Annotated in this window: 21 protein-coding genes; 2 read left to right on the top strand and 19 right to left on the bottom strand. The window is 62.3% G+C overall.

What is annotated here, in order from left to right:
• Positions 1–6 precede the first annotated feature (6 nt).
• The 18 genes from carB to rpsB all read right to left on the bottom strand — a co-directional run bounded on the left by carB (position 7) and on the right by rpsB (position 20,021).
• A complete protein-coding gene (carB, locus tag E2583_RS18920) occupies positions 7–3,258 on the bottom strand; it encodes a carbamoyl-phosphate synthase large subunit (RefSeq protein ID WP_291597753.1) in 3,252 nt (1,083 codons plus the stop codon).
• Positions 3,251–4,423, bottom strand: a complete 1,173-nt coding sequence (carA, locus tag E2583_RS18915) for a glutamine-hydrolyzing carbamoyl-phosphate synthase small subunit (RefSeq protein WP_291597752.1) — start codon at positions 4,421–4,423, stop codon at positions 3,251–3,253. The genes carB and carA overlap by 8 nt, the downstream gene beginning before the upstream one ends.
• A 172-nt stretch (positions 4,424–4,595) precedes the next feature.
• Complete coding sequence (locus tag E2583_RS18910; RefSeq protein ID WP_291597751.1) at positions 4,596–5,387, bottom strand: RNA methyltransferase; 792 nt, start codon at positions 5,385–5,387, stop codon at positions 4,596–4,598.
• A gap of 126 nt (positions 5,388–5,513) precedes the next feature.
• Positions 5,514–6,245: a ribonuclease HII gene (gene rnhB / locus E2583_RS18905; RefSeq protein WP_291597750.1), complete on the bottom strand. Its 732-nt coding sequence runs from the start codon at positions 6,243–6,245 to the stop codon at positions 5,514–5,516.
• A complete protein-coding gene (gene lpxB / locus E2583_RS18900; protein WP_291597749.1) occupies positions 6,208–7,404 on the bottom strand; it encodes a lipid-A-disaccharide synthase in 1,197 nt (398 codons plus the stop codon). Before lpxB ends, rnhB begins: the two co-directional genes overlap by 38 nt.
• Before the next feature lie 50 nt (positions 7,405–7,454).
• Entirely contained in the window at positions 7,455–8,252 is a 798-nt protein-coding gene (gene lpxA, locus E2583_RS18895; protein WP_291597748.1) for an acyl-ACP--UDP-N-acetylglucosamine O-acyltransferase, read from the bottom strand.
• Between the two features lie 6 nt (positions 8,253–8,258).
• The gene (gene fabZ / locus E2583_RS18890; protein WP_003053425.1) at positions 8,259–8,699 is read right to left on the bottom strand and encodes a 3-hydroxyacyl-ACP dehydratase FabZ; all 441 of its coding nucleotides are present in this window, start codon (positions 8,697–8,699) and stop codon (positions 8,259–8,261) included.
• Positions 8,699–9,700 (bottom strand): UDP-3-O-(3-hydroxymyristoyl)glucosamine N-acyltransferase, encoded by a 1,002-nt coding sequence (lpxD, locus tag E2583_RS18885; protein WP_291597747.1) that lies wholly within the window; start codon positions 9,698–9,700, stop codon positions 8,699–8,701. Before lpxD ends, fabZ begins: the two co-directional genes overlap by 1 nt.
• Positions 9,701–9,716: 16 nt before the next feature.
• Complete coding sequence (locus tag E2583_RS18880; protein ID WP_291597746.1) at positions 9,717–10,223, bottom strand: OmpH family outer membrane protein; 507 nt, start codon at positions 10,221–10,223, stop codon at positions 9,717–9,719.
• On the bottom strand, positions 10,223–12,538 hold the full coding sequence (gene bamA, locus E2583_RS18875; protein WP_291597745.1) for an outer membrane protein assembly factor BamA: 2,316 nt from the start codon (positions 12,536–12,538) through the stop codon (positions 10,223–10,225). Before bamA ends, E2583_RS18880 begins: the two co-directional genes overlap by 1 nt.
• Positions 12,539–12,581: 43 nt before the next feature.
• Positions 12,582–13,952, bottom strand: coding sequence for an RIP metalloprotease RseP (gene rseP / locus E2583_RS18870; RefSeq protein WP_291597744.1), 1,371 nt, complete (start codon positions 13,950–13,952; stop codon positions 12,582–12,584).
• 91 nt (positions 13,953–14,043) lie between these two features.
• A complete protein-coding gene (ispC, locus tag E2583_RS18865) occupies positions 14,044–15,222 on the bottom strand; it encodes a 1-deoxy-D-xylulose-5-phosphate reductoisomerase (RefSeq protein ID WP_291597743.1) in 1,179 nt (392 codons plus the stop codon).
• Positions 15,219–16,076, bottom strand: coding sequence for a phosphatidate cytidylyltransferase (locus E2583_RS18860; RefSeq protein ID WP_291597742.1), 858 nt, complete (start codon positions 16,074–16,076; stop codon positions 15,219–15,221). Before E2583_RS18860 ends, ispC begins: the two co-directional genes overlap by 4 nt.
• Positions 16,077–16,090: 14 nt before the next feature.
• The gene (gene uppS / locus E2583_RS18855; RefSeq protein WP_291597741.1) at positions 16,091–16,828 is read right to left on the bottom strand and encodes a polyprenyl diphosphate synthase; all 738 of its coding nucleotides are present in this window, start codon (positions 16,826–16,828) and stop codon (positions 16,091–16,093) included.
• Between the two features lie 23 nt (positions 16,829–16,851).
• Positions 16,852–17,412: a ribosome recycling factor gene (gene frr, locus E2583_RS18850; RefSeq protein WP_291597740.1), complete on the bottom strand. Its 561-nt coding sequence runs from the start codon at positions 17,410–17,412 to the stop codon at positions 16,852–16,854.
• 37 nt (positions 17,413–17,449) lie between these two features.
• Positions 17,450–18,172 carry a UMP kinase gene (gene pyrH / locus E2583_RS18845; RefSeq protein ID WP_003053409.1) on the bottom strand — a complete coding sequence of 241 codons (723 nt, stop codon included), beginning with the start codon at positions 18,170–18,172 and terminating at the stop codon, positions 17,450–17,452.
• A 94-nt stretch (positions 18,173–18,266) separates the two neighbouring features.
• Positions 18,267–19,160 (bottom strand): translation elongation factor Ts, encoded by an 894-nt coding sequence (tsf, locus tag E2583_RS18840; RefSeq protein ID WP_291597739.1) that lies wholly within the window; start codon positions 19,158–19,160, stop codon positions 18,267–18,269.
• A 108-nt stretch (positions 19,161–19,268) separates the two neighbouring features.
• On the bottom strand, positions 19,269–20,021 hold the full coding sequence (gene rpsB / locus E2583_RS18835; RefSeq protein WP_291597738.1) for a 30S ribosomal protein S2: 753 nt from the start codon (positions 20,019–20,021) through the stop codon (positions 19,269–19,271).
• A gap of 228 nt (positions 20,022–20,249) precedes the next feature.
• On the opposite strand from rpsB, the gene E2583_RS18830 reads away from it, so the two are divergent.
• Together E2583_RS18830 and E2583_RS18825 are read left to right on the top strand one after the other, a co-directional pair.
• Complete coding sequence (locus E2583_RS18830) at positions 20,250–21,638, top strand: amidase (protein ID WP_291597737.1); 1,389 nt, start codon at positions 20,250–20,252, stop codon at positions 21,636–21,638.
• A gap of 96 nt (positions 21,639–21,734) precedes the next feature.
• A complete protein-coding gene (locus E2583_RS18825) occupies positions 21,735–23,318 on the top strand; it encodes an NAD(P)H-hydrate dehydratase (RefSeq protein WP_291597736.1) in 1,584 nt (527 codons plus the stop codon).
• A 63-nt stretch (positions 23,319–23,381) separates the two neighbouring features.
• On the opposite strand, the gene rnr is transcribed toward E2583_RS18825, so the two are convergent.
• On the bottom strand, positions 23,382–26,009 hold the full coding sequence (gene rnr / locus E2583_RS18820) for a ribonuclease R (RefSeq protein ID WP_291597735.1): 2,628 nt from the start codon (positions 26,007–26,009) through the stop codon (positions 23,382–23,384).
• Positions 26,010–26,056: the final 47 nt, after the last annotated feature.

Genomic DNA, 26,056 nt, shown 5'->3' with positions numbered 1-26,056 from the left:
GCCTTTTCAGGCCTTGGTCAGCATGGCATGCAGCTCTTGCACGGAGTGCACGTCCAGATTGCCGCGCATGGCCTTCATGCCCTCCACGGCCGCTTCCGCGCCGAAGATGGTGGTGAAGGTGGTCACGCGTGCCAGCAGCGCGCTGGTACGGATCTGGCGCGAGTCGGCGATGGCGTTGCGGCGCTCTTCCACAGTGTTGATGACCAGGGCGATTTCACCATTCTTGATCATGTCCACGATGTGGGGACGGCCTTCGGTGACCTTGTTCACGGTCTGCACCTCGATGCCGGCCTCGGCAATCGCCGCAGCCGTGCCGCGGGTTGCGCACAGGCTGTAGCCCATGGCGGCCAGTTCCTTGGCCACGGCCACGGCGCGGGTCTTGTCGTTGTTCTTCACCGACAGGAAGACCTTGCCTTCGGCAGGCAGGTGAACACCCGCACCCATCTGGCTCTTGACAAAGGCTTCGCCAAAGGTCTTGCCTACGCCCATGACTTCACCGGTGGATTTCATCTCGGGGCCCAGGATGGTGTCCACACCGGGGAACTTCACGAATGGGAACACGGCTTCCTTGACGCTGAAGTAAGGCGGCGTGACCTCCTTGGTGATGCCCTGCTCGGCCAGCGTGTCGCCGGCCATGCAGCGTGCGGCCACCTTGGCCAGCTGCACGCCCGTGGCCTTGGAGACGAAGGGCACGGTGCGCGAGGCGCGGGGGTTCACTTCCAGCACGTAGATCACGTCCTGGCCGTCCGCCTCCTTGATGGCGAACTGCACGTTCATCAGACCCACCACATGCAGGCCTTCGGCCATGGCTGCGGTCTGGCGCTTGATTTCAGCGACGGTTTCGGCCTTCAGATAGTAAGGAGGCAGCGAGCATGCGGAGTCACCGGAGTGCACGCCGGCCTGCTCGATGTGCTCCATCACGCCGCCGATGTAAACGGCGCCGGTCCTGTCGCGCACGCAGTCCACATCGCACTCGATGGCATTGGACAGAAAGTGGTCCAGCAGCACGGGCGAGTCGTTGGAGACCTTCACGGCTTCGCGCATGTAGCGCTCGAGGTCGCGCTGCTCGTGCACGATTTCCATGGCACGGCCGCCCAGCACATAGGAAGGACGCACCACCAGGGGGTAGCCCAGGCCGGCCGCCTTTTCCAGGGCTTCGGCCTCGGTACGCGCAGTGGCGTTGGGAGGCTGGCGCAGACCCAGGTCGTTGAGCAGCTTCTGGAAGCGCTCGCGGTCCTCGGCGGCATCGATCATGTCGGGCGTGGTGCCGATGATCTTCACGCCTTCGCGCTCCAGGCCCAGAGCCAGCTTCAGAGGCGTCTGGCCGCCATACTGCACGATCACGCCTTCGGGTTGCTCCACATCCACGATTTCCAGCACGTCTTCCAGCGTCAGGGGCTCGAAGTACAGGCGGTCGGAAGTGTCGTAGTCGGTGGACACGGTCTCGGGGTTGCAGTTGACCATGATGGTTTCGTAGCCATCTTCGCGCATGGCCATGGCGGCATGCACGCAGCAATAGTCGAACTCGATACCCTGGCCGATACGGTTGGGGCCACCGCCCAGCACCATGATCTTCTTCTTGTCCGTGGGAGCGGCTTCGCACTCTTCGTCATACGTGGAATACATGTATGCGGTGTTGGAAGCGAATTCGGCCGCACAGGTGTCCACGCGCTTGAACACGGGGCGCACCTTCAGCGCCTTGCGCGCCTCGCGCAAGGCCTTGTCGCTGGTGTGCAGCAGCTTGGCCAGGCGGCGGTCGGAGAAGCCCTTTTGCTTGAGGCTGCGCAGGGTCTGCGCATCCAGAGCCGCCAGGGCGCCCTCGCCCTTTTCTTCGTACAGCTTGTCCAGCTCGAGTTCGATCTTGACGATCTCTTCGATCTGCACGAGGAACCACTTGTCGATCTTGGTGATGTGGTGCACCTCGTCCAGCGACCAGCCTGCCGCGAACGCGTCACCCACATACCAGATACGGTCGGGACCGGGCTCGCCCAGTTCCTTTTCCAGGATTTCGCGATCCTGGGTCTTCTCGTTCATGCCGTCCACGCCCACTTCCAGGCCGCGCAAGGCCTTCTGGAAGGATTCCTGGAAGGTACGCCCGATGGCCATCACTTCGCCCACGGACTTCATCTGCGTGGTCAGGCGGTTGTCGGCAGCAGGGAACTTCTCGAAGGCGAAACGCGGGATCTTGGTGACCACGTAGTCGATCGAGGGCTCGAACGAAGCAGGGGTCTTGCCGCCGGTGATTTCGTTCTTGAGCTCGTCCAGCGTGAAGCCCACGGCCAGCTTGGCCGCGATCTTGGCGATGGGGAAGCCCGTGGCCTTGGAAGCCAGCGCCGAGGAGCGCGAGACGCGGGGATTCATCTCGATGACGATCATGCGACCGTCCTTGGGGTTCACCGAGAACTGCACGTTGGAGCCGCCCGTGTCCACACCGATCTCGCGCAGAACAGCCAGAGATGCATTGCGCATGATCTGGTATTCCTTGTCGGTCAAGGTCTGGGCCGGCGCCACGGTGATGGAGTCACCGGTGTGCACACCCATGGGATCCAGGTTTTCGATGGAGCAGACGATGATGCAGTTGTCAGCGGTGTCGCGCACCACTTCCATCTCGTACTCTTTCCAGCCCAGCAGGGATTCTTCGATCAGCAGCTCGTTGGTGGGCGAAGCCTCCAGACCGCGCTTGCAGATGGTTTCGAATTCCTCGGGGTTGTAGGCAATGCCGCCGCCGGTGCCGCCCAGCGTGAAGCTGGGGCGGATGACGGTGGGGAAGCCCATCTGCTTTTGCACGGCCCAGGCTTCGTCCATGGAGTGGGCGATGCCGGAGCGCGCGGAGCCCAGACCGATCTTGGTCATGGCGTCCTTGAACTTCAGACGGTCTTCGGCCTTGTCGATAGCTTCGGGCTTGGCACCGATCAGCTCGACCTTGTACTTGTCCAGCACGCCGTTCTTCCACAGGTCCAGCGCGCAGTTCAGCGCGGTCTGGCCGCCCATGGTGGGCAGGATGGCATCGGGACGTTCCTTGGCAATGATCTTCTCGACCGTCTGCCAGGTGATGGGCTCGATGTAGGTGACGTCGGCCGTGGCCGGGTCCGTCATGATCGTGGCAGGGTTGCTGTTGATCAGGATGACCTTGTAACCCTCTTCGCGCAGGGCCTTGCAGGCCTGCACGCCGGAGTAGTCAAACTCGCAGGCCTGACCGATCACGATGGGACCGGCGCCAATGATCAGAATGCTTTTAAGGTCGTTGCGCTTAGGCATTGTTGTGTTTCTCCATCAGCGCTGTGAAGCGGTCAAACAGATAGCCGATATCGTTGGGGCCGGGCGATGCTTCGGGGTGGCCCTGGAAGCAGAAGGCAGGCACGTCGGTGCGCTCAAGACCTTGCAGCGTGCCGTCAAACAGGCTGATGTGCGTGGCACGGGCGTTGGCGGGCAGCGAATCGATCTCCACCGCAAAACCGTGGTTCTGGCTGGTGATGCTGACGCGACCGGAGTCCAGGTCCTTCACGGGGTGGTTGGCGCCGTGGTGGCTGTTCTGCATCTTGAAGGTCTTGGCGCCGGAGGCCAGCGCCATGATCTGGTGACCCAGGCAGATGCCGAACAGAGGCTTCTTGGCGGCCATGATCTCCTGGGCAGCGACAATGGCGTAGTCACAAGGCTCGGGATCGCCAGGGCCGTTGGACAGGAACACACCGTCGGGATTCAGGGCCAGCACGTCCTTGGCAGGCGTCTGGGCAGGCACCACGGTCACATCGCAGCCGCGCTCGGCCAGCATGCGCAGAATGTTCTTCTTCACGCCGAAGTCGTAGGCCACGACCTTGAACCTGGGCGCCTCAAGCTTGCCGTAGCCTTGACCCAGCTTCCATTCGGTTTCGGTCCAGGGATAGGACTTGACGGTGGTCACGACCTTGGCGAGGTCCAGCCCCTTCATGCTGGGCGCGGCCTTGGCGGCGGCGATGGCCTCGTCGATCCTGGCCTGGGTGACTTCTTCACCAGCGGCCAGGCCCACGATTGCGCCGTTCTGCGCACCATGATCACGCAGCAGCCGCGTGAGCTTGCGGGTGTCGATGTTGGCAATGGCGACAGTCTTGCCTGCGGTCAGGTACTCGGACAGCGTCTGGGTGCTTCGGAAGTTGCTGGCCAGCAAAGGCAGGTTCTTGATGATGAGACCTGCGGCATGGATCTTGTCAGCCTCGACGTCTTCAGGATTGACACCGTAGTTGCCGATGTGCGGATACGTGAGCGTCACGATCTGCTGGCAATAGCTGGGGTCGGTGAGGATTTCCTGGTAGCCGGTCAGCGAGGTGTTGAAAACGACTTCGCCAACAGTGGTGCCTTGCGCACCAATCGAGTTGCCAATAAAGACCGTGCCGTCTGCGAGCGCCAGAATGGCGGATGGGAAATTTCCCTTGAGAGACAAAAGCACTGGGTTCTCCGGTTTTTTAATTACGGTTACGCCCAACGAAGCCCCGGCATGTGCGCTGGGACATTTGTGTCTGCAGGGAATGGCGAGGAAGCGTCGCTAGGCGTATGAAGGAATGCTTGAAAGCCGCCCATTATAGGCTCTGTCCGCTTCACCCCTTTGAAGCGCCCCGGGATTACCCTCTGCGGCGTAGCATGCTTACGCTGCTCGCATGCAGGCAGATCGCAGCGGCGGCAGCCACGTTGAGTGACTCCTCACCTCCGGGCTGGGCAATGCTGATGCGGTGCTGTGCCATGCCCATCAGCGCCTCGCCCACACCCTGCCCTTCATGGCCCATGGCCCAGGCACAGGGCCAGGGCAGGTCGGCTTCATGAATCAATGTCCCCTGATGGGAGCTGGTCACTACCAGGGGCACCTGCAGACCCTGCACCTGCTCGACCGAGGCCGCCTCGATCAGAAGAAGGCCGAAGTGAGCCCCCATTCCGGCACGCAACACCTTCTGGCTCCACAGAGCGGCCGTCCCCTTGAGCGCCACGATCTGGGTGAAGCCAAAGGCCGACGCGCTGCGCAGGATGCTGCCCACATTGCCGGCATCCTGGACGCGGTCCAGCACCACGGTAGCCGCCCCCGGCTGCACCCGCACTGCCGCGTCCCAGTCCATCACATAGCCCATGCGGGCGGGAGACTCCAGGCTGCTGATCTCGTCGAACAAGGCATCGGCCAGCACCACGACCTTGCTGGCGGCCTGCACCCACTCCTCCGGTGCCTGCGGCCAGAAGGACTGCGCGAACACAGCCACCTTGGGTTTCAGACCCCGCACCAGGGCCGCACGACACAAATGATCGCCCTCCAGCCAGACCTGACCCTGCTTGCGGTAGGCCGTGCTGTCCTGGGACAGACGGCGCAGTTCCTTGACGAAAGCGTTGTCACGCGAATGAATATCCGTGACCTGGGGGCGTGCAGCCATGTCGACCTCTGAGAAAAAAAAACCCGGCATGCCAGCACCTGGCCGAGTTTGAAACAAAAAGATAATGCGCCCTGGCCGGCCCTGCACCGCAGTCGGGATTGCAGGCCCTGACCGGTCAGGCACGTATCAGGCGTAGAGCGATGCCTGCGACATCAACAGGTTCGACGTCACCCCCGAGAGCCCGGTCTCACAGAGCACAGGCTGGGCCGTACCGCCCTCGCACACTTGCCCTGCCTGCAGCACCTGGGCCACTGGCGCAAAGGAGCGCCTGTGCTCGGCCGTCGCGCCATGGGTGCGCAAGGCCTGCAGATGCGCGGCCGTGCCGTAGCCTTTGTGCCCCGCAAATCCGTACTGCGGATACTGGGCGTCCAGCCGCTCGCACCAGCGGTCGCGCGTGACCTTGGCCAAAATGGAAGCTGCCGAAATGGCCTGTACCAGCGAGTCCCCCTTGACGATGGCCTCGGCCTGCACATCGATCTGGGGCAACTGATTGCCATCCACCAGCACCAGCACGGGCTTGAGGCGCAAGCCCATCACCGCACGGCGCATGGCAAGCAGCGTGGCCTTGAGGATGTTGATCTCGTCGATCTCCTGCACCGATGCCTGGGCTATGCAAAAGCAAAGCGCCTTGGCACGGATCTCATCGTAGAGCACCTCCCGGCGGTTGGCCGTGAGCTTCTTGGAGTCATTCAACCCGGCTATCGGCTTCATGTCGTCCAGGATGACGGCGGCCGCCACCACCGGGCCGGCCAGCGGGCCGCGCCCTGCCTCATCCACCCCGGCAACCAGCCCGGGCGGATGCCAGGGCAGGCAGCCTTGCTCAAGCAGCGGGGGTGGCAATGATTTTTTGGATCGCATGGGCAGCCAGTTCGGCGGTATCGCGGCGCAGTTCGTGATGTAGCGCGGTGAAGCGCTCAACCAGCGCTTCAATGGTGACAGGAGAATCCTGGCTGGCTCTGAGCCAGCCCAGCGCGGCCTGGGCCAGTGCCTCGGGCGTTGCCGCATCCTGCAGCAGCTCGGGCACGACGAAGTCGCCGCACAGAATATTGGGCAGCCCCACCCAGGGCTGCAGTTGCTTGCGCTTCATGAGGCGCCAGCTCCAGGGGTGCATGCTGTAGCTGATGACCATGGGGCGCTTGTAGAGCGCGGCCTCCAGCGTGGCGGTGCCGCTGGCAATCAGCGTACAGTCGCAGGCCGCCAGCACATCGTGGGACTGGCCCTTGACGATGAGGCATTGCTCCTGCATGCCTGCCTCGGCGGCGATGCGCTGCACCTCTTCGTACAGGGAAGGCACGGCCGGCACCACGATCCGGGTCTGCGGCAACGCCTTGCGGACCAGCGCTGCCGCCTTGAAAAAACCCGAGGCGATGTAGCGCACCTCGGAGCGGCGGCTGCCGGGCAGCAAGGCCAGCACCAGCCCCTCTTCGGCCAGGCCCAGGCGCGCACGCGCAGCCGCCCTGTCGGGATGCAAGGGAATCACCTGCGCCAGCGGATGGCCGACGTAAGTGGCTTCGATGCCATGCCGGGCCAGCAGTTCGGGCTCGAACGGAAAGATGCACAGCACATGGTCGGCCGCGCGGCGGATTTTCTCCACGCGATCGGCGCGCCAGGCCCAGATCGAGGGGCAGACAAAATGCACGGTCTTGATGCCCGCTTCGCGCAAGCCGGTTTCCAGCCCCAGGTTGAAGTCGGGCGCATCCACGCCCACGAAGACCGAGGGCGGATGCGCAATCAGGCGCTGACGCAGCTTTTTGCGAATTCCGAGCAGCTCGGCCACGCGGGCCAGGACTTCCCAGCTGTAGCCGTGCACGGCCAGACGCTCGGACTGCCACCAGGCATCAAAGCCTCGCTCCTGCATTCGGTCGCCGCCGATCCCCATGGAGCTTGCATCGGGCCAGCGCTGACGCAGACCGTCGAGCAACAGCGAAGCCAGCAGATCGCCCGAGGCCTCGCCTGCCACCATGGCGATGCGGGGCGCTACGGAATCTGCAGCAGCTTGCGCTTGCTTGTTAGGCATTTCAGAGCTATTCACGACTCAAATCCAGATGGAGACAGCGCAAGCTGCCATCAACGTGTGATGCCACTGGTCGCCGATGCCAGAAAGGACTGCATGAAGTCCACATCCTGCACGGCTTCGGGCGTTGCCGACTTGATCGCATCCATGGCCGCGATGGCCTGCTCCAGCGTCAGGCCCTGGCGGTACAGCAGCTTGTGCATCTCGCGCACCGCGGCAATGCGCGCATCCGAGAAACCGCGGCGCTTGAGACCGATCAGATTCACACTCCGCGCAGCCAGCGGGTTGCCATCCACCGTCATGAAAGGCGGCACATCCTTGTTCACATGGGCCTGAAAGCCCACCATGGCGTGCGCGCCGATGCGCATGCGTTGCAGCACGCCGGTGAGCCCGCCGATGGTCACCCAGTCGCCGACATGCACATGGCCTGCCAGCGTGGTGTTGTTGGCCAGCGTGGTCTGATTGCCGATGACGCAGTCATGCGCGATGTGCACATAGGCCATGATCCAGTTGTCATGGCCTATGGTGGTCTCGCCGCGGTCCTGCGTGGTCCCCGTGTTGAAGGTACAAAACTCGCGCACCGTGTTGCGGTCGCCGATCACCAGACGCGTGGGCTCGCCCGCATACTTCTTGTCCTGGGGCTGGGCTCCCAGCGATGCGAACTGGAAGATGTGGTTGTCTTCACCAATCGTGGTGTCGCCCTCGATCACGCAATGCGCGCCCACCTTGCTTCGGGCTCCAATGCGCACCCTGGGACCGATCACGGCGTACGGCCCCACCGACACCGTGGTGTCCAGCTGGGCCGCAGGGTCCACCAGGGCGGTGGGATGAATCAAGCTCACAGCCGCCATCAATGCTTATCCCACGTGACGCATGGTGCACATCAGCTGGGCTTCGGCAGCGACTTCGCCATCCACGCTGGCGACGGCGTTGAACTTCCAGATGCCGCCGCGCACGCGGTCGATGGTGATCTCCAGGGCGAGCTGGTCCCCCGGCACCACGGGGCGCTTGAAGCGCGCCGAATCGATACCCACGAAGTAGTAGATATTGTTCTCATCGGGAACCTGACCCATGGCATCGAAAGCCAGCAGGCCTGCAGCCTGGGCCAGCGCTTCAAGAATCAGCACGCCGGGCATGACGGGACGACCAGGAAAGTGCCCCGTGAAGAACGGCTCGTTGAAAGTCACGTTCTTGATCGCCTTGATGCGTGTGTTGCGCTCAAGCTCCAGCACCCGGTCCACCAGAAGAAAGGGATAGCGGTGAGGCAGTTGCTTGAGAATTTCTTGAATATCCATCATCAATTTCCGTTGTTGCTTTGCCGGCCCTCAGCCAGCGCTTGTTCAAGCTTCTTGACCCGCTCCCGGAGCGTGTACAACTGCCTGAAGGTTGCAGCGTTCTTTTCCCATTGCTCGTTTTCTTGCAACGGAAAGATGCCTGTGTAAAAACCTGCCTTGGGCAAGGAGCGAGTGACCATCGAGGTCGGCGAAATGACCGTACCGTCCGCAATCGTCAGATGCCCCAGGATATTGGCTGCGCCACCGATCTGGCAGTGCTTTCCGATGCGCGCACTGCCGGCAATACCGGTATTGCCGGCAATCACCGTATGCGCACCGATATGCACATTGTGGGCAATCTGCACAAGATTATCGATCTTGACGCCATCTTCGATGATGGTGTCATCGAGAGCCCCACGATCGACGCAGGTGTTGGCACCGATTTCCACATCGTTGCCGATGCGGACGGCCCCCAGTTGCTCGATCTTCTCCCATCGGCCGTCCGATGGCGCGAAGCCGAACCCGTCGGCACCGATGACCACACCCGAATGCACGATGCAGCGCTCGCCCACCACACAGCCCTGGCTGACGGTGACCCGCGACTTCAGCACCGTATCGGCACCGATGACGGCGCCCGCCTCCACCACGCACTGCGGACCCACATAGGCGCTGGCATGCACCTGGGCCGTGGCATCCACCACGGCGCTGGCATGAATGCCGCTCGGCCTGCCGCCTTGCTGATGCGCCTTCCACCACTGGGTGGCACGCGCGAAATAGGCATAGGGATCGGCCGTGACTATGCAGGCGCCGCGCTGCGCCGCTTCATCGCGCAGCGCCGGCGCCACAATGACACAGGCCGCCTGTGAGGCGGCCAGTTGCTGGCGATAGCGGGGATTGCTTAAAAAGCTCAGATCGCCGTGACCCGCAGAGTCCAGCGGAGCGATGCGCGAGATGGGCATCTCGCGCTCGCCTCCGACCAGTTCTCCACCGAGCGCATCGAGAATCTGTCCCAATAGAACGCTCACAAAAGTATCCCTGGGATTACTTTGCGCCGTTCAGGGCCTTGATGACCTTGTCGGTGATATCGAACTTGGGGTTGATGTACACGGCCTCCTGCAGGATGACGTCGTACTTTTCAGCCTCGGCCACTTGCTTGACAACCTTGTTGGCACGATCGAGCACCGTGGCCAGCTCTTCGTTCTTGCGGGCGTTCAGGTCTTCCTGGAACTCACGGCGCTTGCGCTGGAATTCACGGTCCTGATCCACCAGCTGACGCTGGCGCGATGCGCGCTGGCTCTCGGACATGGTCGTAGCCTCGCGCTCGAACTTGTCCGAAGCATTCTTCAAGGAATTGCCCTGATCGACCAAATCCTTTTCACGCTTAGAAAACTCCTGCTCAAGCTTGGCTTGGGCAGCCTTGGCAGCGGATGCCTCACGGAAGATGCGATCCGTGTTCACAAAACCTGCCTTGAATTCCTGTGCATGCGCAGAGACGGCCATGGCGCCAAGCAGCACAGCCAGAGAAAGATGGCTAGAGAGAGATTTCATTAGAAAGATGTTCCGATTTGGAATTGCAGTTTCTGGATTCTATCGCCGGTTTCCTTACGGATAGGCTGAGCATACGCCAAACGCAACGGACCCAGCGGCGAAATCCAGCTGATACCGATACCGGTGGAAGCACGCAAGGTCCCCAGATCCATGCTTTCACCTTCCGCCCACACATTACCCACGTCCACGAAGCCGAACAGACGCAGGGTTCTGTCGTTGCCGGCTCCGGGGAATGGAACCATGAACTCGCCATTCAAGGTCAGCTTGCGTGTACCGCCGAGGGCCAGGTTGGTGTTCACGGAATCGTGCTTGCCCAGGGAGCCCTGCTCGAAACCGCGTACCGAACCCAGACCGCCCGAATAGAAGTTCTTGAAGATGGGATAGGGGTTGCCGCCCAGGCCCTTGCCCCAGCCCAGCTCGCCGTTCAGGGCGATCGTGTACTTCTTGTTGAGCGGGATATATTGCTGAATCTGGTAATTGGCCTTCGCATAGCGCATATCGCTCATGAACGAGGCTTCCAGATTCACGCGCTGATAGCGGCCGGCATTCGGAGCCAGCGCGCTGTCGCGATTATCGCGAGACCAACCCAGCGTCAGGGGAATGCCGGTCTTGGAGCAGCCGACATTCGCACCGACAGCGCCGCCGCAATATTCGTTGTAGACCTCGGGCATATAGGTGCCCGGCTTGATTTCATTGCCTTCGACACCGGCACCGAAGAAGATGGTATCCACTTCGCTGAAAGGCACGCCGAAACGCACGCTGGCACCCTTGGTGATGATCTTGTAGGCGCCATCGTCATAGTAGGGACGGATGGTGCGGTAGTACAGGTCATAGGTGCGCGAAATACCCGTATCCGTGAAATAGGGATTCGTGGTCGACACCACCATGGTGCGGTTGTACTTGCTGGTGTTGATGTCCAGGCCCAGATAGTTGCCGGAACCAAAAACGTTTTCCTGCTTGATGCCAAAGGACAGCGAAACCTTTTCGGCGCTGGAGAAACCGGCACCCAGCTGGATCGATCCCGTGGGCTTTTCCACCACGTTGATCATCAGATCGACCTGGTCGGGAGAGCCAGGCACTTCCTGGGTTTCGATTTCAACCTGGGTAAAGAAGCCGAGACGGTCCACACGGTCGCGCGACAGCTTGATCTTCTGGCCGTCATACCAGGACGCTTCGAACTGGCGGAATTCGCGACGAATCACTTCGTCGCGGGTCTTGTTGTTGCCGCTGACGCTGATGCGCCGGATGTAGGCTCGGCGCGAGGGCTGGGCCTGCAGCACCAGGGCCACACGGTTGTTCGTGCGGTCGATTTCGGGCACGGCCTCCACCTTGGCGAAGGCAAAACCGAAATTGCTGTAATAGTCGGTAAAAGCCTTGATCGTCTCGGAGACCTGGTCGGCGTTATAGGGCTCGCCGGGCTTGATCTTGACCAGCGACTTGAACTCGTCATCGCGATCGAGGTAGTTGCCTTCGAGCTTCACGCCAGAGACCACGTACTGATTGCCTTCGTGAATGTTCACGGTCAGGCCGATGCTCTGCTTGTCAGGAGATATGGCGACCTGGGTCGACTCCACGCGGAACTCCAGATAGCCGCGTTGCAGATAGTAGGAGCGCAGGGACTCCAGGTCCGCATTCAGCTTGTTGCGCGCATAGCGGTCGGACTTGGTGTACCAGCTCATCCAGTTGCCCGTGTCCTGGTCGAACAGATCCTTGAGCGTGGACTCCTTGAAGGCCTTGTTGCCCACAATGTGGATTTCATTGATCTTCGCGGGCTCGCCTTCCGAGACGGTGAAGGTCAGGTTCACGCGGTTGCGCTCGATCGGCGTCACCGTGGTCACCACCTCCGCACCGTAGAGGCTGCGGTTGATGTACTGGCGCTTGAGCTCCTGCTCGGCACGATCCGCCAAGGCCTTGTCGAAAGGCCGGCCATCCGCCAGACCCACGTCGCGCATGGCCTTGAGCAAGGTGTCCTTGTCGAATTCCTTGGTGCCGGCAAAGTTCACCTCGGCAATGGTGGGACGCTCCTCCACGACCACCACCAGCACATTGCCATTGGCTTCCAGGCGTACATCCTTGAACAGACCCAGTGCAAACAGCGAACGGATGGCCGCTGCGCCCTTTTCGTCGTTGTAGTCGTCACCCACGCGCAAAGGCATGGAGGCGAAAACCGTACCGGGCTCCACTCGCTGCAAACCCTCGACGCGGATATCTTGAACCTTGAAGGGCTCCAGCGCCCATGCCGCCTGCGCAGCTAAAACCATAGCAGCCAGGGCAGTAGCAGAGCGCATGCCCAAGCGATTGAAATGTTTTTTCATGAGTGGAAATCGCCGCGAATGCGGCCTACCGTAGCGATAAAAATTAGCCCCAGAGCCGGTTGATATCGTTGAAAAAGGCGACTGACATCATCAGCAGTATGACCGCGATGCCTGCACGCTGCAGTCTTTCAGCCCAGACTTCAGAGACACTGCGCCCCGTCAGACCTTCCCAAAGATAATACATCAGGTGCCCACCATCCAGAACGGGCAATGGTAGCAGGTTGAGAACGCCCAGACTGATGCTGATGAGCGCAAGAAAAGACAGATATTGCACCAGCCCCATGCTGGCAGACTTGCCCGCGTAATCGGCAATCGTCAAGGGGCCGCTGATATTCTTGAGCGAGGCCTGACCGATCAGCATGCGCCCCATCATGCGCAGCGTCATCGAAGACAGCTCCCAGGTCTTCTGAACACCGGCACCCAGCCCATCCAGGAAGCCTCTGCGCACCAGCACCATCTCCGGCTGGCTGCCGATGAAGGCATTCACCCGCGCCGCTGGCGCCTGCCCGTCCTTGCCGGGCACCATTTCCGGCTGCACCTGCAGATTCAGGTGCCGGCCCGCGCGCTCCACCACCCAGGCCTGGGGCGGCGCCAGCCCGCTCTGCCCCGCGGCACGAATCACGGCTCGCGCCTGCGCTCCATCCTGGACTGCCACAGCATCGATGCTGAGCAGCACATCGCCTTTTTGCAGACCCGCCTTGTCCGCCGGGCCGCCAGCGACAATCTCATCAATGACCGGACGGCTCCAGGCTCCCTGCAGCCCTACCTTGTCAAAGAAAGCCGCATCCGGTTCCTTTTGCTGCAAAGAAGCGAGATCCAGTGGCACGATGCGCGCCGCGCCATGTGCCTGATCAGCCACTTCCAGCTGCAGGGACTCGCCTTCAATGGCCGCCGTCGTCACCAGCCATCGCAAATCACCCAGAGCACGCACAGGCTGCCACTCGTGGCCTCCCACGGAGGCACGCTGCACCCAGTCGCCACTTTGAATGCCGGCTTGCTGCAGCAAACTGCCGGCCGCAGGCGCGGCAAGCCGGGCTGCAGGCTCGTTCGTGCCCACCCAGTTGACCACGGTCAGCAGCACCACGGCCAGCACCAGATTGGCCGCCGGGCCTGCTGCAACAATGGCTGCGCGAGAACGCAGGGGCTGGTTGTTGAAGGCCAGGTGCCTTTCCTCGGGCCTGACCACCGCCTCACGCTCGTCAAGCATGCGCACATAACCGCCAAGAGGCAACGCCGCGATCACATACTCGGTGCCTGACTTCTTGCCGACCCAGCGCAACAGCGGCCTGCCGAAGCCCACGGAGTAACGCAGCACCTTGACACCGCAGGCCACGGCAACGCGATAGTGGCCCCACTCATGCACCGCAATCAGAACACCGAGCGCCACGATGAAAGCACCAACTGTCAGCAACACCTGAAACTCCTTTTTGCCAATCGATGCTTGGAGTGTGCGCCTGGCTGCAAGTTCAACTGCAGCCCCTCACCCACCGGGAATCGGCACCGGGTCAGCGCACCCACAGCCGGGCGACGGCGGCCGCGCTCTCGCGTGCGCGCGCATCGAGGGCCATCAGATCCTCAAGACTGTTCACGGCGCCCGGCTGCACCGATTCCAGCGTCTGCAGGTTGACGGCATGAATACGGTCAAACGAGAGACGACGCTCCAGGAAGGCAGCAACCGCCACTTCATTGGCTGCATTGAGCACCGTGGTCGTCCCCTCGGGTGCGCGCAGCGCCTGCCAGGACAGATGCAGACCAGGAAAGCGACGTGCATCTGCCTCCTCGAAGGTCAGCGCCGCCAGCTTGGCAAAATCCAGCACCGGAGCACCGCTCTCGATGCGCCGGGGCCAGGCCAGGCCGCAGGCAATCGGCACCCGCATATCGGGCGTACCCAGCTGAGCGAGCACTGACGAATCCCGGAACTGCACCATCGAGTGCACGATCTGTTGCGGATGGATCACCACCTTGATCTTCTCGGGCGCCATATCGAACAGCCAGCGCGCCTCGATCACCTCCAGCGCCTTGTTCATCATCGTGGCCGAGTCCACCGAAATCTTGCGCCCCATGGAAAAGTTGGGGTGCGAGCAGGCCTGCTCGGGAGTGATGTCAGACAATGTCGCCGGGTCACGTTGACGGAAAGGACCGCCCGAGGCCGTCAGCAGCAGGGAGTCGACGCGCTCGGCCCAGGTACCGCTGTCTTCGGGCAGGCACTGGAAGATGGCCGAGTGTTCGCTATCGATGGGCAGCAGGGTGGCACCGTGCCGCTTGACAGTGTCCATGAACAGCGCACCGCCCACCACCAGGGCTTCCTTGTTGGCCAGCAGCAGGCGCTTGCCCGCTCTGGCTGCAGCCAGGCAGGGGGCCAGCCCGGCGGCACCCACAATCGCGCCCATGACCGCATCGACATCGGGATGAGACGCTATCACCTCAAGAGCATCCTGCTGCTGAAGGACCTGCGTCTTGAGTCCGTTCTGCCGGATCTTCTCCGCCAGCTGCTGCCCATGAGGCGCGCTGGCCATCACGGCGAACTGCGGCTTGAATTGCGCGCACTGCCTGAGCATCAGATCCACCTGCGTGGCGGCACTCAGCGCGAAGATTTCATATTGATCGGGGTGGCGTGCCGCCACATCCAGGGTATTGGTTCCAATGGAACCGGTAGAACCCAGAACCGTGATTTTCTGCTTCATGGATGCACAAAGGATGAGAGCATCATCGCCAACGGCAGTGTGGGCAGGAGGGCATCAATGCGATCCAGGACACCACCATGGCCGGGCAGCAAGCCGCTGCTGTCCTTGACACCGACGCTGCGCTTGATGAGGGATTCGACCAGGTCGCCCACCACACTCATCGCAGCCATAAACACTGCAGCCAGCAACAGGAACCAGAGTCCTCGTGACTGCAGCACCGAATAGAAACTGGGGACACTGGCACCGTAGCGGCGATCTGCCCAGCTCCAGACCAGAGCCAGCACAATCACCCCCAGCATACCCCCCCAGACACCTTCCCAGCTCTTGCCGGGACTGATGGAAGGAGCCAGCTTGCTCCTGGTGAACTTCAGGCCGAAAGTGCGGCCTGCGAAATAGGCAAAGACATCCGCCACCCAGACCAGCACCAGGATGGAAAGCAGAAAGTTGATGCCGATACTGCGTGCCTGCACGACGGCCAGCCAGGCCAGCCACAATGCCAGCACGCCACCGACCAGCCGGAGCATCGCCGGAATATGCGGCCAGCCCGCCACACCGGCGCGCAGCAGCAGCACACCACCCAGCACCCAGAAAGCGCCCGCAATCAGCCACAACATGGACAGGGACTGATCAATCCAGCCGGCCCACCAGGAGCCTGCGCAGAGCGCTGTACAGACAGCACCCAGACCCAGCGAGCCTGCCTGTCCGAAACCATTCAGACGCCCCCATTCCCAGGCACCAGCCGCCATGAACAACAGCATCAGTGCGGCAAAAGGCACGGTGCTGGCCGTGTAGAACAATGCCGGCAGCAAAATGGCCAGCAGGATCAAGGCGGTGATGACGCGCTGCTTGAGCATGGCACCTCTTATGGTTATGCCGTCAAGGTGACGGCAGATGATGGTTGAACCTGCTCCGAAGTCTGGCCAAAGCGGCGCTCCCGGCCGCCAAACACGGCAATGGCCTCATCGAGAGCAGCTTCGTCGAAATCAGGCCACAGGGCCTTGCTGAAGAACAGCTCGGTGTAGGCCGCCTGCCACAGCAGAAAATTGCTGATGCGGGTTTCACCGCCGGTGCGGATCATCAGATCAGGATCCGGTACATGCGCCAGGGCCATGGCCTTGTCGAGATTTTCCGGGGTCAGCTCCAGACCCTGGGCCACCAGTTTCTGCGCCGCTTGCGCAATATCCCAGCGGCCACCGTAATTGAAGCAGACATTGAGGACCAGGCGCGTATTGTGCGCCGTGATGCGCTCGGCCTCGGCCAAGCCCTCGCGGACCTTGTCGCTCAGACCTTGACGGTCGCCGACAAAGTACAGGCGCACGCCGTCGCGGCTGAGTTGCGCGACCTCCTTGGCCAGGGCATTGGCCAGAAGGCTCATGAGGCCGGACACCTCTTCCTGGGGCCTGTTCCAGTTCTCGGAGGAAAACGCAAATACCGTGAGTACCTGAACGCCACGCTCGACGCAGGCACGAGCACATCGGCGCAGGGACTCCACGCCCTGCTTGTGACCGGCAAGACGCGGAAGCAGGCGGCGCTTGGCCCACCGCCCGTTGCCGTCCATGATGACGGCGATATGGCGCGGAACCGCGCCGTTTTTCTTGGATGTCAAAAGTGCAGGTCCTTCGGGAAGGCTCAGACCGCCATGATGTCCTGTTCCTTGGCCGCCACCAGCGCATCGACCTCGGCAATGTGCTTGTCGGTGATCTTCTGGATTTCGGCTTCGGAGCGCTTCTGATCGTCTTCAGAAGCTTCCTTGTCCTTGACCAGTTTCTTCACGCTTTCATTGGCATCGCGGCGCAGGTTGCGGATGGCGATCTTGCCGTTTTCACCTTCGTTGCGCGCGAGCTTGGTCATTTCCTTGCGGCGCTCTTCGCTCATGGGAGGCATGGGCACGCGAATCAGGTCACCCATGGAAGCGGGATTGAGACCCAGATCGCTTTCGCGAATGGCCTTTTCCACCTTGGCAGCCATGTTCTTCTCCCAGGGCTGCACGCTGATGGTGCGGGAATCCAGCAGGGACACATTGGCCACCTGCGACAGAGGCACCATGGAGCCGTAGTACTCGACGTGAATGGCGTCCAGCAGCGCGGGGTTGGCACGACCGGTGCGCACGCGAGCCAGATTGTTCTTCAGAGCCTCGATGGATTGACCCATCTTGGTTTCCGTGTTCTTTTTGATTTCAGCGATCGTCATGTTCTTGTTCCTTTGCGAGCATTGGGCGGCAAAACGCTCAAGCGTACACCAGAGTGCCCTCGTCTTCACCCATGACCACGCGCTTGAGTGCACCGGGCTTGACGATGGAGAACACGCGGATCGGCAGCTTCTGATCTCGGCACAATGCGAAAGCCGTGGCATCCATGATGCCCAGGTTGCGCGAGATGGCTTCGTCGAAAGCCAGCTTGTCGTAACGCGTGGCCGAAGGGTCCTTGACCGGGTCGGCCGTGTACACGCCATCCACCTTGGTGGCCTTGAGCACGACTTCGGCACCGATCTCGGCACCGCGCAGCGCTGCGGCGGTATCGGTGGTGAAGAAGGGATTGCCCGTACCGGCAGCGAACACCACGACCTTGCCCTCCTCGAGGTACTGCAGCGCCTTGGGACGCACATAGGGCTCGACCACCTGCTCGATGCCGATGGCCGACATCACGCGCGCCGTCAGGCCCTGCTTGTCCATGGCATCGGCCAGGGCCAGGGCGTTCATCACCGTGGCCAGCATGCCCATATAGTCGGCAGTCGCGCGGTCCATGCCGACCGAACCACCTGCCACGCCGCGGAAGATATTGCCGCCGCCGATCACCACGGCAACCTGCACGCCCACCTTGGTCACTTCCACGATCTCGGCCACCATGCGCTCGATGGTTGCTCGGTTGATGCCGAACTGGTCATCCCCCATTAACGCCTCCCCCGACAGCTTGAGCAAGATGCGCTTGTGGGCTGGAATGGCGTTGGACATGGTGTTTCTCCGGTGGAAGTTGAATAAGTGTGAAAACGAGAGGGGGAATAAATCAATCGCGGCTCTAGGCCGCGATTGTTGCTAAGGCTTAGGTTTAAGCACCAGCCTTGGCTGCTGCCACCTGGGCAGCCACTTCAGCGGCGAAGTCGTCAGTCTTCTTCTCGATGCCTTCACCCACGACAAACATCGTGAACGCCTTCACAGTGGTGTTGGCAGCCTTGAGCATCTGGGCCACGGTTTGCTTGCCGTCGGCAGCCTTCACGAAGACCTGGTCGGCGAGGGACACTTCCTTCAGGTACTTCTGCACGGAGCCTTCCACCATCTTGGCGACGATGTCGGCAGGCTTGCCGGATTCGGCAGCCTTGCCTTCGGCCACGGAGCGCTCCTTGGCGATCAGCTCGGCAGGCACGTCGGCGGAAGTCAGAGCCACAGGCTTCATGGCAGCCACATGCATGGCCACGTCCTTGGCAGCCGCTGCATCGCCGTCGAACTCGACCACCACGCCGATGCGGGTGCCGTGCACGTAGGCAGCCAGGCCAGCGCCGCTGAACGCCTTGAAGCGACGGAAAGACATGTTCTCGCCGATCTTGCCGATCAGGCCCTTGCGCACATCTTCCAGAGTGGGGCCGTAGCCGTCTTGCTCGTAGGCCAGAGCGCCCAGGGCTTCCAGGTCAGCGGGGTTGTGCTCGGCGACCAGCTTGGCAGCGGCGTTGGCCATGGCCAAGAAGCTGTCGTTCTTGGACACGAAGTCGGTTTCGCTGTTCACTTCGATCAGGCCGCCCTTGCCGCCTTCGATGAAAGCAGCCACAACGCCTTCGGCAGTCACGCGGGAAGCAGCCTTGCCAGCCTTGGTACCCAGCTTGACGCGCAGCAGCTCTTCAGCCTTGGCCATGTCGCCATCAGCTTCGGTCAGAGCCTTCTTGCATTCCATCATGGGAGCGTCGGTCTTGGCGCGCAGTTCGGCGACCATGCTTGCAGTAATTGCCATCGTATTTCTCCAGTATCAGTTCGATTCGTTACAGGATTCCGGCTAAAAAAACGGGGCTACCTAGAGCCCCGCTTTTTCTCGCGATGCGGTCGCGCAGCCGGACTTCGCTTAGGCGGCGGACTCTTCCACTTCCACGAACTCGTCGCCGTTCTCACCGGCAGCAGCCTTCACCACGTCGTTCAGACGGGCTTCGCGGCCTTCCAGGATAGCGTCGGCGATGCCTTGGGCGTACAGCTGCACAGCCTTGGCGGAGTCGTCGTTACCAGGGATCACGTAGTCGATGCCATCGGGGTTGTGGTTGGTGTCAACCACGCCGATCAGGGGGATGCCCAGCTTCTTGGCTTCAGCGATAGCGATCTTGTGGAAGCCCACGTCGATCACGAAAATGGCGTCGGGCAGGCCGTTCATGTCCTGAATGCCGCCGATGTCCTTCTCCAGCTTTTCCAGTTCGCGAACGAACATCAGCTGTTCCTTCTTGGACATCGATTCCAGACCAGCTTCTTGCTGGGCCTTCATGTCCTTCAGACGCTTGATGGAGGTCTTGACGGTCTTGAAGTTGGTCAGCATGCCGCCCAGCCAGCGCTGGTCGACGTAGGGCACGCCGGCGCGCTTGGCTTCTTCAGCCACCAGTTCGCGGGCTTGACGCTTGGTACCCACCATCAGGATGGTGCCGCCGTTAGCAGTCAGCTGCTTGGCGAACTTCTGGGCTTCCTGGAACATCGGCAGGGACTTTTCCAGGTTGATGATGTGGATCTTGTTACGGGCACCGAAGATGAACGGAGCCATCTTGGGATTCCAGAAACGAGTTTGGTGACCGAAGTGGACGCCGGCTTCCAGCATCTCGCGCATTGTTACTGCCATGTTAATTACCTCAAAGGTTGGGTCTAAAATCCGGCCCAACGATTGCAACCCCTTGAAAAAAGCGATCACAACACCTTGGATAGGCCGGTTTGCTATTTGCCTTGCCGGCCTCTGGAAGCAAGCGCTGCAACGCGTAAAAACGCCATCGCATCAACCATCTCCAGAGCTGTTCGAGTCAATCCTCTCGGACTAACCCTTAGCAAAGCCGCAAAATTTTAGCACATCGCCATGCAACTCGACCTCAGTCACGTCGCTCTCGAGATCCGCGAAGGCCGCCAGACTGCCGCAAACCTCATGCAAATGAGCATTGCCGCAGCACAAAGCCCCTTGTGCGCCAACGTTTTCAGCCAGACTTTTTTTGACGAGGCACGCTGGGCCGCAGCGGAAACGCCGTCCGCGGCGCCTTTGGCCGGCCTGTCCATCTCGGTCAAGGATTTGTTTGATACCCGAGGAGCGCGCAGTGCCGCAAGCTCCCTGGTGCTGCAGAATGCACCCGTCGCCCGGTCAGACGCCACGGCCGTTGCCCGCCTTCGCGCAGCAGGCGCCGCCATCATCGGTCGCACCCATATGGTCGAGTTCGCTTTTTCCGGCGTGGGCGTGAACCCGCATTTCGGCACCCCCGCCGCGCTGGATGCCCGCCACCCGGCCAACCCTCAGCTGGCCCCCACTCGTGCCGCCCGCATTCCCGGCGGCTCCTCGTCCGGTGCAGCCGTGTCCGTCGCCAGCGGCGCTGCCTGGGCCGCGCTGGGCACGGATACCGGCGGATCCATTCGCATCCCCGCTGCGCTCAACGGTCTGGTGGGCTTCAAGAGTACGGCAAGACTGGTCCCCACCGAAGGAACCGTGCCACTTTCGCCCACACTGGACACCGCCTGCGCCATTACCCGCAGCGTGCGGGATGCCGTGCTGCTGCACGAGATTCTGGCCGATCGCAAGGTTGCCCAGGACGAGCGCAGCCTGAACCGGTGGCGCCTGGCTGTACCACGCCCCCTCTTCTTCGAACAGATCGAGCCTGCCGTGCGCGTCGCTTTCGAGCGCAGCATCGCCAAGCTGCAGGCAGGCGGCGCGCAGATCGAGTGGATTGACCTGCCCGAGCTGGAGGAACTGGGCGGCATCAACCTCATCGGCGGCTTCTCGCCTACCGAAAGCTATGCCTGGCACCGGCGCCATCTGGCGGATCCTGCAACAGCCGCGCTCTACGACCCTCGGGTGCGCTCGCGCATAGAGCGCGGCGCGAGCATGAGCGCTGCCGACTATCTGGATCTGCTGGCCGCGCGCAGCCGCTGGATTGCCAAGATGGAGAGCGCCATTGCCGGCTATGACGCCCTGCTCTCGCCCACCACGCCCATCACCGCCCCGACGATTGCATCCGTTGCACCGGCCAACGGCTTCGATGCTGCGGCCGATCTCAGACGTGACGAGGAATTCTTCCGCGTCAATGGCCTGCTGCTGCGCAATACCAGCGTGGTCAATATGCTGGATGGCTGCGCCCTGTCACTGCCGTGCCACCGCCCCGACGAGCTGCCCATGGGCCTGATGGTCTGGCATGCGGCCCTGCACGACGATGCGATTCTGAATATCAGCGCCGGCATCGAAGCGGCACTGCACCGGGGATGACTTCCATTTTGATAGCTGCAAGCACCCGAAGGCATTCGACTGCAGAGCAAAAAATCAGAATCCCACAAAGGTGCAGCCAGAGGCTATCCTCACATCATGCTGCGCATCTCCTCCATAGACACACCGCCCGCCTCCGCTTCTCCCGGCCAGGGCTGGCCGCTGTTCAGCACCGCCGCCACGCGACGGATCGAGCAGGCGTGCGCCAGCGGTCTGCCTCCCCACCGACTGATGGAGCGCGCAGGCCTTGCCATCGCGAGGCTGGCGATGGCCATCGCACCGCATGCACAACGCATCTGGATTGCCTGCGGACCGGGCAACAATGGCGGCGACGGCTTCGAGGCGGCCGCGCAGCTCCGGACCATGCTGCCCCATGCGCAAGTCATGGTCAGCGAAGTGCGCGCACCTGCCGAGTTGCCGTCGGATGCAAGGATCTCCCGGAACCAGGCCGGGCATGCGGGCGTTCAGTGGACGCGTGACGCTCCCGCCGACCTGGGACCACAGGACCTTTGCATCGATGCACTGCTGGGGATCGGACTGAGTCCGCGCCCTTCTCACAAGGCCTCGACTGACAATCAGCGCTTGCTGCAACTGCTGGATCAGGTTCGGCAATGCGCCTGCACCGTACTCTGCGTCGACCTCGCCTCCGGCCTCGATGCCGACACCGGTCAATACCTGAGGGAGTTCGCGCACGCCCCTGCCGCCGCCCGGCAACCGCGCCACACGCTTGCGTTGCTGACCCTGAAGCCCGGCCTGTTCACCGGCCAGGGCCGCGATGCCTGCGGTCATATCTGGTGGGACGACCTGGGCTGCGGCATTGCAGCCCCTCCAGACTCGGCAGCCCCTGCGGCCGCAGACCCCAGCGCGTATCTGAGCGCCTCAGGCCCTGCGTTCGCAAGAGCACGTCCGCACGCCAGCCACAAAGGCAGTTTTGGCGATGTGGCCGTGCTCGGCGGCGAAGGCCTGGGCTTGCGCGGCCGCTCGATGACGGGTGCGGCCTGGCTGGCGGCACTGGCCGCACTGCACGCCGGAGCCGGCCGCGTCATGCTGGCCTTGCTGGACGAGCCGCTGCCGCAAGGCATTGCACCCTGGCCGGAAATCATGCTGCGCCAGCCTGCGAAGCAGGACTGGAGCCAGGCCACCGTGGTCTGCGGCTGCGGTGGCGGCGAAGCGGTGAAGCCCTGGCTGCCACAGGTACTGAACCAGGCACCGCAGCTGGTAATGGATGCCGATGCCCTCAACGCCGTTGCCGCCAGTCCCACGCTGGCACAGCAGCTGAGCCAGCGCGCCGCGCGCCAGCAAGGCACGGTTCTGACACCCCACCCGCTGGAAGCCGCACGCCTTCTGGAGACCAGTACCGTCCAAGTGCAAGCCGACCGCCTGCAGTCCTGCCTGCAGCTGGCCCGAAAATTTCAGTGCACGGTACTGCTCAAGGGCTCGGGCACGGTGGTCGCCAACCCGCAGCAGCAAGCCTGGATCAACGCCAGCGGCAATGCCCGCCTGGCCACGGGCGGCACGGGCGATGTGCTGGCCGGGCTGATCGCAGCGCTATGGGCGCAGGGCCTCAGTGCCGATATGGCGGCCATCGCGGGAGCCTTCCGCCACGGCCAGCTCGCAGATCGCTGGCCCGCAGACCGTCCGTTCAGCGCCAGTGCCCTGGCAATGCAGCTCGGCGCCGCATGAAAGACTGAAAGACACAGGCCTTGCCATCTCTGACAAGGCCTGGGGTTCTGCACGAGACAAGAATCAGCGCTCGGTCTTGCGCTTGCTGGTCTTGCCGGCCGCTGCCGTCTTGGCAGACGCCACAGGCTTGGCCGCAGTCTTCACGGCCTTGGGCGTCGATTTCACGGCCGGCTTCGTCGCGGGCTTGGATGCGGACTTGGACCTCGGCCTGGATTCGGGCTTGACCTCGGTCTTCGTCACAGAGGACGTCGAGGCATCAGGCGCCGCAAGCAGCGCTGCGACCTGCCTCTTTCCCACCGCCTTGCGCGGCTTGGCAACCACGGCCACCGCGACGGGCTCCGCTACAGGTTCGGGCTTGGGAGCCTGCGCGTATTCCGCCTCCAGCGCCGCCAGATTCACGCTTTTCAGCATGGCCTTCTTGGCTGCTTTACGACCTTGCCTGGAGCGATCTGGCTCAGGCGCAGCAGCAGGCCCTGCAGCAGCATTGCGCTGCGCACGATTGGCCTTGGCGTCACGACGACTCCACTTGTCGGAATAGCCGCCCGCACTGCGCTCGTCACGCGAATCACGGCGACCACGTCCCTCATCCTTGGCCTGACCGCGGCCGCTGCGGGCAGGCTGCACCAGACCGTCCTCGCCGTCGCGCACCAGGCGGAAGTCGATGCGACGCCCGTCCAGGTCCACGCGACTGACCTGCACCCGCACTCGCGCGCCGATGCCATAGCGCACACCCGAGCGCTCGCCGCGCAATTCCTGCCGGGCTTCGTCGAAACGGAAGTAGTCGCCGCCCAGCTCGGTGATATGCACCAGCCCCTCCACATACATGGCGTCCAGCGTCACAAAGACGCCGAAGGTCGTCACCGAGGACACCGTGCCCGCAAACTCCTCGCCCAGATGCTCGCGCATGTACTTGCACTTGAGCCAGGCCTCCACATCGCGACTGGCCTCGTCGGCGCGGCGCTCATTGGCGCTGCAGTGCAGGCCGGCAGCCTCCCAGGCCTGAAACTCCTTGGCCGCCGAGCGCTTGCGCGGCTTCTGGCCCGGCTCGACCACACGCGAGGCAAGACGCTTGGCCATCTTCGCTTCGGCCTCGCCCGGCGTGGGCAGGTTCGGCAGCTTGTAATGCGTGCCGTTCAGCTCCGCCTTGATCACGCGATGCACCAGCAAGTCGGGATAACGGCGAATCGGGCTGGTGAAGTGGGTATAGGCCTCGAAGGCCAGACCAAAGTGCCCCGAGCCCTCCGGCGTGTAGAAGGCCTGCATCATGGAGCGCAGCAGCATGGTGTGAATCTGCTGCGAGTCAGGCCTGTCCTTGGTGGCATTGGCAATCTGCTGGAACTCCTTGGTCGAAGGGTTCTCGCTGATGCTCATGCTCACGCCCATGGCCTTGAGGTAGTTGCGCAGGATCTCCTGTTTTTCCAGCGAAGGCTTGTCGTGCACGCGGAACAGCCCCAGTTGCCCGCTCTGGTCGATGAAGTCTGCGCTGCAGACATTGGCCGCCAGCATGGCCTCTTCGATCAGCTTGTGCGCATCGTTGCGGGTGCGCGGCACGATCTTTTCGATGCGGCCGTTGTCGTCGCAGACAATCTGCGTCTCGGTCGTCTCGAAGTCCACGGCACCACGCGCCTCGCGCGCCTTGAGCAGGGACTGGAAGACACCATACAGATTCAGCAGATCCTGAACCCGCTCCTTGCGCTTGGCTGCTTCGGGGCCACGTGTATTGGCCAGGATTGCCGCCACCTCGGTGTAGGTGAAGCGTGCATGGCTGTGCATGACCGCAGGGTAGAACTGATAGGCGTGGATCTCGCCCTGCGACGTGATCAGCATGTCGCAGACCATGCACAGTCTATCCACGTCGGGGTTCAGCGAACACAGTCCGTTGCTGAGCTTTTCCGGCAGCATGGGAATCACGCGACGCGGAAAGTACACACTGGTGGCGCGATCATAGGCGTCAATATCGATGGCGCTGCCCGTGGTCACATAGTGGCTCACATCGGCAATCGCCACCAGCAGGCGCCAGCCCTTGCTGCGCCCCACCTTGGCAGGCTCGCAATACACGGCATCGTCAAAGTCGCGCGCATCCTCACCGTCAATGGTGACCAGGGGAATATCGGTCAGGTCGATGCGATGCCTGCAATCTGCAGGACGGACTTTTTCGGGCAATGCCTTGGCCTGCTCCAGGCAGGCGTCGGAGAAGATATGCGGCACGCCATACTTGCGGACCGCAATCTCGATTTCCATCCCGGGGTCATCCACTTCGCCCAGGACTTCGGTGATGCGTCCCACGGGCTGGCCGAACAGGGCCGGGGCCTCCGTCAGTTCAACCACCACCACCTGCCCCGGCTTGGCGGCCCCCGTGGCGTTGGAAGGAATCAGAATGTCCTGGCCGTAGCGTTTGTCTTCAGGGGCCACAAGCCACACACCGCTTTCCTGCAGAAAGCGACCGATGATGGGCTGATCGGGACGCTCCACGATTTCCACCACGCGCCCTTCGGGGCGCCCGCGATGATCATGACGGGCAATGCGCACCTGGACTCTGTCCTTGTGCAGCACTGCACGCATTTCATTGGGTGGAAGGTAGATGTCACGCTCACCATCGTCACGGACGACAAAGCCGTGACCGTCGCGGTGGCCCTGCACAGTGCCCAAAATTTCTTCGTTCATATCGGCAACTTTTGCGCGAGGGTTCATTTTTTTGATATACAATCTATGTCTTTCCTGAGATGCCCAGGTGGCGG

The sequence above is a fragment of the Comamonas sp. genome (genome assembly GCF_009360615.1).
Taxonomy (GTDB): Bacteria; Pseudomonadota; Gammaproteobacteria; order Burkholderiales; family Burkholderiaceae_C; genus Comamonas.
The sequence above is the reverse complement of the archived record's forward strand: the minus strand, read 5'-3'. Positions and strand labels throughout refer to the sequence as shown.